This window comes from Croceitalea dokdonensis DOKDO 023, assembly GCF_001306415.1.
In the GTDB taxonomy this organism is placed as follows: Bacteria; Bacteroidota; Bacteroidia; order Flavobacteriales; family Flavobacteriaceae; genus Croceitalea; species Croceitalea dokdonensis.
This window is the reverse complement of record NZ_LDJX01000002.1, coordinates 395,404-408,590: the sequence shown is the minus strand read 5'-3', so window position 1 is coordinate 408,590 and position 13,187 is coordinate 395,404. Positions and strand designations below refer to the sequence as shown.

Annotated in this window: 13 protein-coding genes; 8 read left to right on the top strand and 5 right to left on the bottom strand. The window is 41.9% G+C overall.

All coding sequences use genetic code 11. From position 1 onward, the window contains the following. Window positions 1-231: 231 nt before the first annotated feature. On the bottom strand, window positions 232-705 hold the full coding sequence (locus I595_RS05315) for a TspO/MBR family protein (protein WP_054558351.1): 474 nt from the start codon (window positions 703-705) through the stop codon (window positions 232-234). A 126-nt stretch (window positions 706-831) separates the two neighbouring features. On the opposite strand from I595_RS05315, the gene I595_RS05310 reads away from it, so the two are divergent. From I595_RS05310 to I595_RS05280, 7 genes are all read left to right on the top strand, one after another. After that, window positions 832-1,920: a diphosphomevalonate decarboxylase gene (locus I595_RS05310; protein WP_054558682.1), complete on the top strand. Its 1,089-nt coding sequence runs from the start codon at window positions 832-834 to the stop codon at window positions 1,918-1,920. Window positions 1,921-2,060: 140 nt separating this feature from the next. Beyond that, a complete protein-coding gene (locus tag I595_RS05305) occupies window positions 2,061-2,993 on the top strand; it encodes a mevalonate kinase family protein (protein WP_054558350.1) in 933 nt (310 codons plus the stop codon). Window positions 2,994-3,002: 9 nt separating this feature from the next. Continuing rightward, window positions 3,003-3,908, top strand: a complete 906-nt coding sequence (locus tag I595_RS05300; protein ID WP_054558349.1) for a geranylgeranylglycerol-phosphate geranylgeranyltransferase — start codon at window positions 3,003-3,005, stop codon at window positions 3,906-3,908. Between the two features lie 60 nt (window positions 3,909-3,968). Beyond that, window positions 3,969-4,922, top strand: coding sequence for a carbon-nitrogen hydrolase family protein (locus I595_RS05295; protein ID WP_054558348.1), 954 nt, complete (start codon window positions 3,969-3,971; stop codon window positions 4,920-4,922). 47 nt (window positions 4,923-4,969) lie between these two features. Beyond that, the gene (locus tag I595_RS05290; protein ID WP_054558347.1) at window positions 4,970-5,278 is read left to right on the top strand and encodes a hypothetical protein; all 309 of its coding nucleotides are present in this window, start codon (window positions 4,970-4,972) and stop codon (window positions 5,276-5,278) included. Between the two features lie 9 nt (window positions 5,279-5,287). Beyond that, complete coding sequence (locus tag I595_RS05285) at window positions 5,288-5,689, top strand: hypothetical protein (protein ID WP_054558346.1); 402 nt, start codon at window positions 5,288-5,290, stop codon at window positions 5,687-5,689. A gap of 325 nt (window positions 5,690-6,014) precedes the next feature. Then, window positions 6,015-6,626 carry a hypothetical protein gene (locus I595_RS05280; RefSeq protein WP_054558345.1) on the top strand — a complete coding sequence of 204 codons (612 nt, stop codon included), beginning with the start codon at window positions 6,015-6,017 and terminating at the stop codon, window positions 6,624-6,626. Window positions 6,627-6,652: 26 nt separating this feature from the next. Here the strand turns inward: I595_RS05280 and I595_RS05275 are convergent, their stop codons facing one another. After that, window positions 6,653-9,445: an alpha/beta hydrolase family protein gene (locus I595_RS05275; protein WP_054558344.1), complete on the bottom strand. Its 2,793-nt coding sequence runs from the start codon at window positions 9,443-9,445 to the stop codon at window positions 6,653-6,655. Between the two features lie 156 nt (window positions 9,446-9,601). On the opposite strand from I595_RS05275, the gene I595_RS05270 reads away from it, so the two are divergent. After that, a complete protein-coding gene (locus I595_RS05270; RefSeq protein WP_054558343.1) occupies window positions 9,602-10,474 on the top strand; it encodes a pseudouridine synthase in 873 nt (290 codons plus the stop codon). Between the two features lie 143 nt (window positions 10,475-10,617). Here I595_RS05270 and I595_RS05265 read toward each other — a convergent pair whose 3' ends face one another. The 3 genes from I595_RS05265 to I595_RS05255 all read right to left on the bottom strand — a co-directional run bounded on the left by I595_RS05265 (window position 10,618) and on the right by I595_RS05255 (window position 13,185). Next, window positions 10,618-11,106, bottom strand: a complete 489-nt coding sequence (locus I595_RS05265) for a hypothetical protein (protein ID WP_054558342.1) — start codon at window positions 11,104-11,106, stop codon at window positions 10,618-10,620. Window positions 11,107-11,163: 57 nt separating this feature from the next. After that, window positions 11,164-11,640 carry an Hsp20/alpha crystallin family protein gene (locus I595_RS05260; RefSeq protein WP_054558341.1) on the bottom strand — a complete coding sequence of 159 codons (477 nt, stop codon included), beginning with the start codon at window positions 11,638-11,640 and terminating at the stop codon, window positions 11,164-11,166. Between the two features lie 615 nt (window positions 11,641-12,255). Then, window positions 12,256-13,185: a PorP/SprF family type IX secretion system membrane protein gene (locus I595_RS05255; protein ID WP_054558340.1), complete on the bottom strand. Its 930-nt coding sequence runs from the start codon at window positions 13,183-13,185 to the stop codon at window positions 12,256-12,258. Between the last annotated feature and the right edge of the window lie 2 nt (window positions 13,186-13,187).

Sequence of the window (13,187 nt, the reverse complement as noted above, 5' to 3'; positions counted from 1 at the left end):
GGAATAAAACCAACGCACTTTAAATTGAATAGCAAACGGACAACTTTTGGATTTGGCTTAAGCGATTACGGATGTTCTATTGAAAAAGTGCTAGTTAAAAGTAAAAGATGATAAGGGTGCTATGCAAGAAGATGGAATCCTAATTTTGATGCAAGAACGCATTTGGACACAGGTAGTTATGAGGACGTGGAATATCCTTTTACCCAGGCTTCAATTGGCGGCCAAACGTACTTAGTTTAAATACCAAATGCTGAAATTGAGTGCGGTTGCAAAGCTTACCCAGATAAGATAGGGGAGCATTAGCCATGCTGCTTTTTTGCTCACGACCTTGAACCATTTAATCGTGAGAGCGATCATAACCAAGAGTACCAAGATTACAAATAAGGCCATCAAGGGATTTTTTAACCCAAAAAAAACAATGCTCCACATGGCGTTCAACAACAACTGAAACCCAAAATGGTAAAGTGCCGTTTTAACCCATACGTGATGAAATCCTTTACTCCAGACTAGGCCTGCTGCCACGCCCATCATTACGTATAAAAGGGTCCAAACAGGTGCAAATAGCCAATTTGGGGGATTAAAACTAGGTTTGTTAAGGGTTACATACCAATCGTTAACTGAACTTTGGGTAGCGATACTGGAAAGAAAACCGATCAAAACGCAAATCCCAACGGCAACAGCTATCTTTAGGAGTTTTCTTTTCATAGGAAGTGGGTTAATCACTAAAATAGCAATTTATCTTTACATGTACCTGGGTTTTTAAAGCTGCAAAGGGGCAATCCTTGCCCTTGGTACTAAAGGTTGAATTATCTTTGCCCCAAAGCAATGGTAATGACCGAAAATGATTTTGTGTTCCAACCATCAGAATCCATGCCCACGACAGCAAAGGTTGGATGGAAAGCTCCTAGTAACATAGCCCTCGTAAAGTATTGGGGCAAGAAAGCCAATCAGATTCCCGCAAACCCATCGGTGAGCTTTACTTTGGATGCCTGTGCAACCACCACATCCCTGTTGTTTCAAAAACGAAAGGCACCGGCTCATGACTTTTCATTTGAACTCTATTTTGATGGTCAGAAAAAAGAGGATTTCAAGCCAAAAATAGCTACTTTCTTAACCCGTGTGGAGCCCTACCTTCCTTTTTTAAAGGGGTATGATTTTACCATAGAAACAACCAATTCTTTTCCACATAGCAGCGGTATTGCTTCCTCTGCCAGCGGTATGGCGGCATTGGCACTATGTTTGCTTTCTGTGGAAAGGATGGCGCGACCAGAAATGACAGCGGATTATTTTAATAAAAAGGCCTCTTTTTTGGCCCGCCTGGGCTCCGGGAGTGCCTGCCGCAGTATAGAGGGTGATTTAATCCAATGGGGCCATACGTCCGGTATCCCCAACAGTAGCGATTTGTTCGGTATCCATTACCCTTTTGAGGTGCACGAAAACTTTAAGAATTACCATGATACCATTTTATTGGTGCACAAAGGGCAAAAAACGGTTAGCAGCACTATAGGCCATGGGCTAATGCACAACCATCCGTTTGCCGCGCAACGCTTTTCCCAAGCCCACGAAAACATGGCAAGCTTGCAACCTATATTTAAGTCAGGGGATTTGGAAGGGTTTATCGCACTTGTTGAGAGTGAAGCCTTGACCCTGCATGCCATGATGATGACAGGCCAACCCTACTTTATTTTAATGAAACCCAACACCTTGGAGGTTATCCATAAGATTTGGGCTTTTAGGGAAGCCACCAAAATGCCCATCTGTTTTACTTTGGATGCCGGTGCCAATGTACATGTGCTCTATCCGGAAAAGGTAAAGGAAAAAGCAATGGAGTTTATTAAAGATCAATTGGTTGTGCACTGTGAGGCAGGGCAGTATATTTGTGATCGAATAGGCAAAGGAGCTAAAGAACTGACAATTTAAGTGCCATACTAGGAGGTGCTTTTGGGCGTTCTATGTTAACTAGAAGCCAATTATCTAAAAATGAATTGGTAACACAACTACTTTGTTTATATTTACATGTGTAATGGTTAAACAAAATAGGTTTAATACCAAAGTTTCTTATGAAAGGACCCTTGTTTTACTCAAAGATTCTCCTGTTTGGTGAATATGGAATCATTAAAGATTCCAAAGGTCTATCCATTCCCTATAATTTTTTCAAAGGGGCACTTAAAACAGAAGATAATCCTTCCCCGGAAGCCATAGCGTCCAATAAAAGTTTAGCGCGTTTTGCCGAGCACTTGGAAAACTTGCAGGAAAGTGGTGTTGTAGCGTTTGATTTGGAAAGCTTAAAAAAGGACGTTGACGGAGGTATGTATTTTGACAGTTCCATTCCACAAGGGTATGGTGTTGGGAGCAGTGGCGCCCTAGTGGCGGCCATATATGACAAATATGCCGTAGATAAAATTACGGTATTAGAGAACCTTACAAGGGAAAAGCTTTTGAGGTTAAAGACCATTTTTGGTCAGATGGAATCCTTCTTCCATGGTAAATCTTCCGGTTTAGATCCACTGAATAGTTACCTAAGCCTTCCTATCTTAATCAACTCAAAAGATAATATTGAATCCACTAGCTTGCCCAGTCAGAACCAGGAAGGTAAGGGAGCCGTATTTTTATTGGATAGTGGAATGATAGGGGAAACAGCGCCAATGGTGCAGATTTTCATGGAACAGATGAAACAGGAAGGCTTTAGAAATATGTTGAAAGACAAATTCATTAAACATACCGATGCCTGTGTAGACCATTTTTTAAATGGGGATATCAAAGGGCTTCTGGGGCATGTAAAACAGCTTTCCCATGTGGTATTGGATAATTTTAAGCCCATGATACCCAAACAATTTCATGAGCTTTGGCAAAAGGGTATAGAAACAAACGATTATTACCTTAAACTTTGTGGTTCCGGTGGTGGAGGATATATTCTTGGGTTTACCGAGGACATTGAAAAAGCCAAAAAATCCCTACAGGGCCATCAGTTGGAAGTGGTGTACAACTTCTAAAATTCCTAGATGCTTACTAGAAAAAATAAACTCTTGCTGTATAAGCTGTTGAGTCTATTTTCTGTGGTACGTGGGTACAATATTCTCATGATTACCCTTGCCCAATATCTGGCATCCATCTTCATCTTATCTCCAGATTTGCCTTTGTCCGCTGTGGTGTTGGATATCAATTTGTTTTTAATTGTTACCTCCTCTGCCTTGGTCATCGCCGCTGGGTACATTATCAATAATTTTTATGATGCAGAAAAGGACCTGATCAACAAGCCTACAAAAAGCATGTTAGATCGTTTGGTAAGCCAACGGTTTAAATTGACCACCTATTTTGTATTGAATTTTCTTGCTGTATTTGCTGCAAGTTATATCTCTTTTAGGGCAGTGCTGTTCTTTGCCGCCTATATTTTTGGCATTTGGCTCTATTCCCATAAGCTAAAACGCTACCCTTTTTTGGGCAACATGGTCTCTGCAACCTTGGCCATTGCACCTTTTTTTGTGGTTTTTGTGTACTATAAAAATGTTGAGACCGTCATTTTTGTACATGCGCTTTTTTTGTTCCTACTGATTCTGGCCCGGGAAATGGTCAAGGATTTGGAGAATCTGGCAGGGGATATGGCCCAGAATTACCGGACCATACCCGTGTTGTACGGCGCAACAACATCTAAAGTGCTTATTACCATATTGATAGTTTTAACGGCATTGCCCAGTTACCTGTTGATTACCAAATTCGATATCGGTTTAATGTACCTGTATTTTCTAGCGGTACTCCTGCTTTTATGTTTGTTTTTGCTCTTACTTTGGCTATCCAAAAACAAGACGCAGTACATCTGGCTTCATAACATTATAAAATTTATTATTGTCTCAGGGGTATTTGGTATTTTACTAATTGATCTTGATTTGTTGTTAAACCGGCTAGTGTAGGTTTTAAGCCTAAAGAATAGAGGCTAAGGGAAGGGGTAAGAATCGTCAAAAAAATTATGTATGGAAAATCTATTGAAAGTAGCCATGGCACAAATTGCCCCGGTGTGGTTAAACAAAGCGGCAACGATTAAAAAGATAGAAGCTACGGTAATTGAAGCGGCCAAAAATGGAAGTGAGCTGATTGTTTTTGGCGAGGCATTATTGCCTGGATATCCATTTTGGTTGGCATTGACCGGAGGAGCGCAATGGAACACCAATGTAAATAAAGAACTGCATGCGCATTATGTTCGTAACGCCATTCAGATAGAGGGGGGAGAATTGGACGGTATTTGCCAATTGGCAAAGAAAAATTCCATCGCGGTTTATTTGGGTATCATGGAACGGCCCCAAAACCGAGGTGGCCATAGTATTTACGCTTCTTTGGTCTATATCAGTCAACAAGGCGAAATCAAATCCGTACATCGAAAATTACAACCAACCTACGATGAGCGGCTGACCTGGGCGCCTGGTGATGGTAACGGGCTACAAGTGCACCCCTTAAAACAATTTACCGTTGGCGGACTAAATTGTTGGGAGAATTGGATGCCCTTGCCAAGAGCGGCGCTTTACGGCCAAGGTGAGAATCTACACATTGCAGTATGGCCCGGTAGCGACCATAATACCAAGGATATTACCCGATTTATAGCCCGGGAGTCCCGTAGCTATGTGGTTTCTGTCTCTGCCATGATGTCCAAAGATGACTTTCCAAAGGACACCCCGCATGTGGAAAGGATTTTGGAAAAAGCGCCACAAGTTTTGGCCAACGGGGGGTCTTGTATTGCAGGACCCGATGGGGAATGGCTGGTGGAACCAATTATAGGTAAAGAAGGATTATTTTACCATACTTTAGATGTCAACCGGGTATATGAAGAACGCCAAAATTTTGATCCCGTGGGCCACTACTCAAGGCCAGATGTGACCAAGCTGATCGTAAACAGGGAAAGACAGTCTACCGTTGATTTTGAGGATGATTAGCATAATCCATTCAGATTTTTGGTGAACGGTTAAAACAAGATAGCGCTATGGCGAACTCGCCCTATAGAACATGTCCAAAATGCAAAAAAGACAATATCAATCGTGATTATTGTGCCTATTGTGGCGCCGTGATCAACCCCTATCTTAAAAGAAAACTGGAACGGAAAGAACGTGAGGTCATAGAGGAAAAATTGGCCAAGGCAAAGGGAAACCGTATTACCGACCTTTTTGAAAAAGCAAGGGTACATAGGAATCCCTTTATTCGTTTTCCAGTACAATTTCTCTATTCCATTTGGGTAATTGTATTGGCCATAGGTTCGTTTCTGGCTTTTTTGGTAGGTTACATTGCTGCATAATTTTAAAGTATGAAACGGGAGAAGATCTATAATTGGGCCCTACAAAACTATTTTTGGCTTTTTCTTATGACTGCGACGGCTGTTCATGTGTGTCAACAATTGCAGTTTTCTTTACCTGATTTTGTCCATAATCACTTGAACGACCTTTTGTGTATGCCCATTGTTTTGAATATAGCGCTAAGGGCGGTTAGGGTGATTAAGTCTGATGCTTACCTATCTATACCGCTATCCCTTCAAATTACGGTCACCCTTCTATTTTGTGTGTATTTTGAGTGGTATCTGCCAGACGTGAACCCGCGTTATACTTCAGACTGGCTGGACGTATTGTGTTATTTTACGGGTATGGTCTTTTTTTATCTGCTCAACAATGCTTTCAAAAAAGAACCCAAACAAAAAACGCTTGCTGAGTAGTTCCATATTTATGGGTTCCCGCTGTCCTAAACATATGAAATTGAAGCATACTGGATTTTATTGGCGTTTTCTTACGCTAAAGTCATCAACTGGAAAAGGTTTTATTTGGTTCAACCCGTTGTTCATTTTGAATGCTTTTTAGATTTAAAACCGTGAGTTCGAGCTTTTTCTGGAAGAAATAGTATCGAGAACTAGGTTTCATTGCTAAAATTCTGATTCTCGATACCATTTTACGATACTTCGTATCTTAAAATCACTGGAATTGACGAATTTTAATCAAAATGCACAATGGGTTTGGTTCAGTATATTTATATCAAGTTTTTCTATGGTTATCAGGGAGGTAAATCACGTAACAATTCATAAAAGTATTGGAGTTTTAAGAGGCCTATGTTTACTCCTGATTTTTATAACGGCAAATAGTTGCCTAGACATCCAAAAGCCGGAAGAAAAAAAACAAGAGGAAGCAGTACGCCAAGTGGCCAAGGCCTATTTTAAGACCTTTGCAGAACGCTCCAATTGGGATGTGTTCTGTTCCTTTTACAGGCAAGATGTTCGCTTTAAAGACATTACGCTGCAATTGGAACTCGATAGTCTGTGGCAGTTAAAACGGTTTTACCAATGGGATGAGGAGGGACAGAGATTTAAGAAACTGTATGCTGGGCAACCACACTTAAATGTGACCTCATTGGTGGTGGAAGGAAAAACAGTTGCCTGTAAAGGCCGCATAAGTCCATATTATTATGATGGTATTCTAGTGGATACCGATTGGGGAATGGAGTTTACCATTTGGTTGCAATTTGATGACAATTTAAAGATTAAAGAACAAATAGATTGGATGGAGTACGACCCCGTAACCCTTAAAAACACTATCCAAAGATACCAAAACAACAGCTTTAAAACCGTTCCAGATTGGCTGGACCTCTCTAAAAAGAATTGAGAAGATACTTGTAAACGTGACTGGAATTACTTTTTGTCCGAAGTAACGCCCATCAATTCATACCCCTGTAGTATCCCCTTTTCCATTGGTGGTACGCCCCGTTCCATCCACATGGGCTTTGGTTCTCCTTTTAAATAATGATCAAAAAACTGGGCCATACGAATACTAAAGTCCGTTCGGTTCTGATATTTTAAGGGCCAATGCGGTTCGCCGTTATAGTTCAAAAACCAAGAGGGTTTGCCCAATCTTCGTAAACTCACAAAAAATTCGATTCCTTGGTACCATGGTACATGACCATCAGCATCATTATGCATGATTAATAATGGCGTGTTGATTTTATCAATATTGAAAATAGGGGAGTTTTCTATGTAACGCGCAGGATATTCCCAAGGCGTGCCGCCAATTCTACTTTGGGTATGCTCATATTGAAATTGCCTGCTTAGACCCGTCCACCATCTAATTCCGCCGTAGGCACTGATCATGTTGGGTACCGGTGCCCCAGATTCCGCAGCTTTAAAAATATCGGTTTTGGTTACCAGATAAGCAATTTGGTACCCACCCCAACTATGGCCTTGTACCCCAATATTGTCCTTGTCAATAAAACCTTTTTCAATCAAGGAGGTTACCCCGGGAATGACACAATTATAAGCACTCTCGCCAGGATAGCCAACGCGGTACTCCACATCAGGATTAAAAATCACATACCCACGACTGGCAAAAAAGCTGTAATTGATAGTGGAACGCTCCGGTTTTGGATAGCGGTGCCTATGGATGCCATCTGAGCTTTTTTCATAGAAATTAACCAGTAAAGGGTACTTTTTATTGGGGTCAAAATTTTCTGGTTTTACCAATTGTCCCTGTAAAGTTTTTCCGTCCAAAGAGGTCCATTCCACCAATTCAATGGTGCCCCAGTTATACTGTGCTTGTTGTGGGTTGGCATTACTAAGCTTAATGTCTTTCTTAAAGCTCCGATCGGTTAACCGTAAATCTGGGAATTGTTCAAATGACTCTCGTGTATAGATAATGGTCTCATCATTTTTTGCTTGTTGAATATTTGCATAGCGGTATGGTCCTTCTACCAACTTTTTAATGCTGTTGTTTTTAGGATTGAATTCCGCAAAGCCTGCATCCTTTGTGGTCTCATTAAAAGTAGTTAACAGCCATTTTTTATTGGGGTCTATAAAAAGCGCCTTATCATCCAGTTCACGATAACGGTATACTGTTTTTGTAGCCCTTCCATTGGTCAAACGGGTATGCTCGCCCGTTTTTGGATTACAGCTGAACAAATCATACCTATCATACAGAATAATGGCTTGATCATCCTTGGTCCATCCGGCCGTACCGTACGCCCAAGGAAAATTGGGGTAATCGTTTTCCTCATTGAAAAACGTTTTTCCCTTAGTAAGGTCACGGTAGGTCCCCTTGTCCAAATCATAGGCAAACCAAGTGCTATCTACCCGGCTATAGCCGTAACCATATGTTGCTTTAGGACTTAGACCCATTCTGGGCACATTGGTAAGCTGTAAGAGCGATTCCCCGGTCTGGGTGCTCACCAGCCTGTAGTCATAGTTACGCCGGGCGGTCCACTGGCTTTCCAACTCATAGGGCAAACTAGTGGAGGTCAAGGCCCATTTGGCATTCCCCTCATCGCCCAATTCCGTATTCATATAGGTAGCATTGGCCAAAGGCAGCAGTTTTTTGTCTTTTAGCCTTACTGCTGTGGTAAAGGAGCGTATGCTGTCATTTTTTAATTGAAGTTCCTGAACCGTGTACAATTTGGGTTCGTCATAGGTCCACACTTCTACGTTCACAATTTCTTCATCCAGTAGGGAGGTGTCTTTTTCAATGGGCGGTTTGGCCAAACCAAAAAATAACTTTGATTCATCTTTGGAAAAATGGACATCCCCGTATTTTGATACCACATACCCTTTGGGACTGGAAGCGTTATCCACAAGCTTTTGAGCTGTTTGCCCGCCAACTTCCCAAAGATAAAGCTCATGGGGGCGCAGTTGTGCTTTTGTGGTATCCGTATCCACCACAAAGCCGAGTTTCCTTCCAGATTCGCTAAAGTTAAGTTTAAAGTATTTTGCCTTTGGAGCTTCATGTATTTTTAGGGTGTTTCCCCGTTCTAGGTTTTTGACATAAACACCGTGGTTGGCCTTGGTGCTGTCACCCGTAGAGGTGTAGGCCAACCATTTGCCCTTTTTCGCAAAAATATAATCAGTAACAAACTTGATGGTGTCTTGGTTGCCAGTTGATAAATCCCTTAAAACCAAAGGGTAGCCATTGTCTTTACCTATCTTTTTGGGCTTGTTCTTTTTCTTTTCTTTGGTGCCTATGGAGTCTTTTCCTTCCTCCTTTTTAATATTCTCTATTTGATATGCCACATATCCGGCCCATTTCTCAGGAATTTTAAATGATTTGATGTTGGGTATTTTGGTCAGTTTTTTGTTGGATAGGTTAATGATGCCTAGGGAGTCCTTGGGTAAATCCTTTTTTTTGACCTTACGCTTTTTCATGCCCTTTATAGAATCCTGCCACGCCTTGATGGTAAAGAGCACAAAACGCGAATCATAGGTAAAATGCCCATCTTGCCCACGGTCATGTTCCAAAATAAGGTCACCATTGGCGTTCTTTATGGTAAAGAAATGGTCTCTTTCCCCCCGTTCCAAACTGTAGAGCACAAAATCCCCATTCGGCGATAGCTTTTCCCCTTCAACGGTGCTCCAGAGGTCGTAGTCTTCGTGGTCCAAGACCTTTTTTTGGGCAACTAGCGCTAGGGTGCAAAAGAGACAGAAGATAACGGAATAACTTTTCATACGGTTATGGTCTTAAGTTCTCCCTAAATATAGGGGTAAACGCATTAAAATTGGGAAGGAAACCAAGGAAGTTGTGCTGGCGCGGGCAGAAAAGTTTGTGATCGCGTAGTGCGATGGTAATTGGCAATCACTACCTTCGCCAAAAAATAATGACTGATGGCGAAATCAGACGATAAAGGCAAACGCAAACCCAATTCCAATCCTAAAAAAAGCGCCGCTACCCAAGGTGGTTTTAAGAAGAAACCATTCCCAAAGCACAACCCCAACCGAAAGCGAAGTGCACCCCCAAAAACCAATACCAACCCAGATGAGGTGCGGTTAAATAAATACATTGCCAATGCCGGGGTTTGTTCCCGCCGTGAGGCTGATGTCTATATAGCGGCAGGTAGTGTCACCGTAAATGGTAAGGTGGTTTCAGAAATGGGTTATAAAGTTAAGCGAACTGATGATGTGCGTTATGATGGAAGAAGATTGAATCCGGAGAAAAAGGAATATGTACTACTGAATAAACCCAAAGGATTTATCACCACCACCAATGACGAAAAGGGGAGGCGTACGGTTATGGAACTGGTTTCCAGCGCATCCAATAACCGCCTTTATCCCGTAGGAAGATTGGACCGGGCAACAACAGGACTATTGCTATTTACCAATGATGGGGATATGGCTAAAAAATTGACGCATCCAAAATTTGGGGTTCGAAAAATCTACCATGTAGTGCTCGATAAAAATTTGACTGCGGCAGATTTAAAACAGATTCAAGGCGGACTGGAACTGGAAGATGGGGCGGTGAATGTTGATGAAGTTGCCTATATTCAGGGAGCACCCAAGCGAGAAGTAGGAATTGAAATCCATTCCGGGAGAAACCGAATTGTGCGGCGGATTTTTGAACACCTTGGCTATACCGTAACCAAACTGGACCGTGTTGTTTTTGCCGGCCTGACCAAAAAAGACCTGCCACGCGGCCATTGGCGCAATCTTACGCCACAGGAAGTAATTAATTTGGGGAATGTTAAAATAGGAGAGGAGTGATTGTCTAGGACCTCAATTCTTTTGGTGACCCCAACTACTTAGGTAGGGATACATATAACCCTACCATAACATAGTTGCACTCAGCGCATAAAATGGGATTTGAATGGACTATCTAGACGGAGCTTATAAAATATCGCTGTTGTTCAAATTTTATCCATTGGTGCTTCGTTTTTCTGCAATTTAAGATGATGGCGTTCCAATAAGCGTCGCTGTATGGCTTCCATACGTTGTCTAATGTTATCCAAGTCCATGAAGTCTTTTCCAAATTGGTTTTCAAAAAAGTCATCGGAAAAGAACGGTTTCATAAATAGGGAATCTTGTTCGGACAAGCCGTCGCCAAAGACGTCCGCCATACCAGTAAACCCCTTGGAGATTTGGGAACGGAATGATTTAAAGATGCTGTCCCCGTCCCTGAGCTTAAAATTAGCTGGACCCTCAGAGTAGGACCAAGAGTAAGTGGAATCATATCGAATTAAATTTCCAGCATCGTCAAACTCACGCAGCACCCTCCAATTTCCCTTTGGTTCTTCTGTAAGTGTGTGGTCAAGTTCCTTGTTTTTTTTGTCGTCTTCCTGCCCTTGGCAACTAATTAGGAAAAAGCTGGCCAAAAACACGGTTAAAAAATCTTTCATGGCTAGAATATTTTTAAAAATGAAACAATAAAAGGGGCCTTTACGGCCCCAATTAACTTATGAAATCTTAATGGTGCGTGCCGGTTTTTGTTTGGCTTCCTCTTTTTTGGGAAGGTGTATACTAAGAATCCCCTCCGAATATTGAGCTTTGATCTTATCTTCCTCAATGGTTTCCGGCAAAGAAAAGCTCCGCTTAAACGAGGCGTATCCAAACTCTCGGCGGATATGGTTTTCCTCATTGCCTTGGTTTTCTTCATTAGTTTCTGTTGAAATGGACAACATTTGGTTGTCCAGGTCAATATGAAAATCTTCTTTCCTCATCCCCGGAACGGCCATATCCACAAAATAGGAGTCTTTGGTTTCCCTAATATTTACCTTAGGCAACGTCATGCCTGTATTAAAATTTGAAGTGAATACTGATGAAAGGTCTTTGTTAAAAAATTCATCAATCCAATTAGACCAAGTTGGGAAGGTAATGGCATTGGGGTTATTTCTTGCCACACTTCCATTTTTAGTTACTTCTAGATTGCTCATTAGTAAAAAATTTTAGTTAGACAATAATTTTATATTCAATCACAAACGGACAAAAAAAATGCCATAAATGGTTATTTTAACCTTAGCGTATATGTTTTAAAAAAAATTAATAATTACCAGCAATGGATTTGGTGGAGGCCCTGTAAAAATGTCAGTTTTGATTGTAACCAACTAGTGCTTTCAGTTTGTCCTAAAGCAACATCTGTTGGAGTAAACCAACCGATTCTTTTGTTTAAAAAACTCGTGTTTATTCCTATGATGGCAAAATTGATAGTTCAAATGGGCATTAACTTATTGTGCATTTTGATGAAAATTCGTCCATTCGAGTGATTTTTTGATACGAGGTATCGGAAAATAGTATCGAGAATCAGAATTTTAGCATTGAAACCTTGTTCTCGATACTTTTTCTTCTAGAAAAAACTCGAACTGACGGTTTTAAATCTAAAAAGTATTCAAAATGCACAACTGGTGGCACTATATCATTGCCGATTAACATATGCCATAGGTAAACAATACGCAATGAAACTGGGTACGGCTACAAGGGATAAATGTCAAAATGACATTTTAGCAATTGTCAGAAAAGTAAATTATTTACAATTCCAAAACCTAAAGATATCACCTACGTCCAAACCCATCCCCGGCGCGATAGGAGAGTAGGATGCCATGTGTGTTAGCAATGGGTGCATTTCCCAGTGCGATCTGTGAATAGTTGTAGAGCGCCCTAAAGTTTTTGAACAGGTAGAAGCCTGCCACAAAGTTAAAGGTGTTACCGGTCCTGAACCCTGCGCCCAGCTCAAAGGCGTTCTTAAAGTTGGCGGAAAGGTTGACATCCACCTGAAAGGGAGCCCCGTTCTCATATTTAAAGAGCAGGCTTGGTTTTAGGATAAGTTGTGGGTCATATCTATTGGTGGCAAAATGGTAGCCCGTGTATGCGTACATGGGCCTTGAGAGTTCAATATTGTCCTGGTTGGCAAAGGTATCGCCCAGCACGTTTGGGATGGACACCCCCGCAAAGAAATTGGCATGTCCAAAGAGGATGCCCATACCTGCTGCGGGCAGGGTGGCATTGATGTTCTCGGCAAAGTTGGGGTCTCCCTGCAATCCCAGTTGCAAGAGGTCCTCATTGTACAGCAGTGCCCCGGCACTTAGCCCAAAAGAAATAAAGGAACGGTCATAGACCTTCCAATAGGGGTGCATATTGTCGTTCAGGTATATTTTGTAGGCATAGGCGGCAAAGATTTGGGTGGCATTGGTGACCCCTATTTGGTCATTGATGATACCTGCGCCAAGGCCCATTTTTCCTTCGTTCAAACGGGTGTTGAAGGTGAAGGAGAGGTTTTGGGGCGTGCCATCGAATTGGCTGTTGAAGCCCGAGTTGCTCAAAGTGGCCTCTGCCCCGTTCTCCACGCCGGCGTAGGCCGCGTTGATAAGGAAAGGGTTGTAGTTGTATTCGGAGAATACGGGCGTTTGTTGTGCCCTGCCCATAAAAGGAATGGCAAGGGTGAGTGTGGCCAAGGCCAGTATGTAGGTGTTAACTTTGGTCATGC

Coding starts and splice junctions, on each gene's coding strand:
- I595_RS05290 (WP_054558347.1), top strand. CDS start 4,970: ATGGCGAACTCGCCCTATAGAACATGTCCAAAATGCAAAAAAGACAAT.
- I595_RS05255 (WP_054558340.1), bottom strand. CDS start 13,185: ATGACCAAAGTTAACACCTACATACTGGCCTTGGCCACACTCACCCTT.
- I595_RS05265 (WP_054558342.1), bottom strand. CDS start 11,106: ATGAAAGATTTTTTAACCGTGTTTTTGGCCAGCTTTTTCCTAATTAGT.
- I595_RS05270 (WP_054558343.1), top strand. CDS start 9,602: ATGGCGAAATCAGACGATAAAGGCAAACGCAAACCCAATTCCAATCCT.
- I595_RS05300 (WP_054558349.1), top strand. CDS start 3,003: ATGCTTACTAGAAAAAATAAACTCTTGCTGTATAAGCTGTTGAGTCTA.
- I595_RS05310 (WP_054558682.1), top strand. CDS start 832: ATGACCGAAAATGATTTTGTGTTCCAACCATCAGAATCCATGCCCACG.
- I595_RS05280 (WP_054558345.1), top strand. CDS start 6,015: ATGGTTATCAGGGAGGTAAATCACGTAACAATTCATAAAAGTATTGGA.
- I595_RS05305 (WP_054558350.1), top strand. CDS start 2,061: ATGAAAGGACCCTTGTTTTACTCAAAGATTCTCCTGTTTGGTGAATAT.
- I595_RS05315 (WP_054558351.1), bottom strand. CDS start 705: ATGAAAAGAAAACTCCTAAAGATAGCTGTTGCCGTTGGGATTTGCGTT.
- I595_RS05285 (WP_054558346.1), top strand. CDS start 5,288: ATGAAACGGGAGAAGATCTATAATTGGGCCCTACAAAACTATTTTTGG.
- I595_RS05275 (WP_054558344.1), bottom strand. CDS start 9,445: ATGAAAAGTTATTCCGTTATCTTCTGTCTCTTTTGCACCCTAGCGCTA.
- I595_RS05295 (WP_054558348.1), top strand. CDS start 3,969: ATGGAAAATCTATTGAAAGTAGCCATGGCACAAATTGCCCCGGTGTGG.
- I595_RS05260 (WP_054558341.1), bottom strand. CDS start 11,640: ATGAGCAATCTAGAAGTAACTAAAAATGGAAGTGTGGCAAGAAATAAC.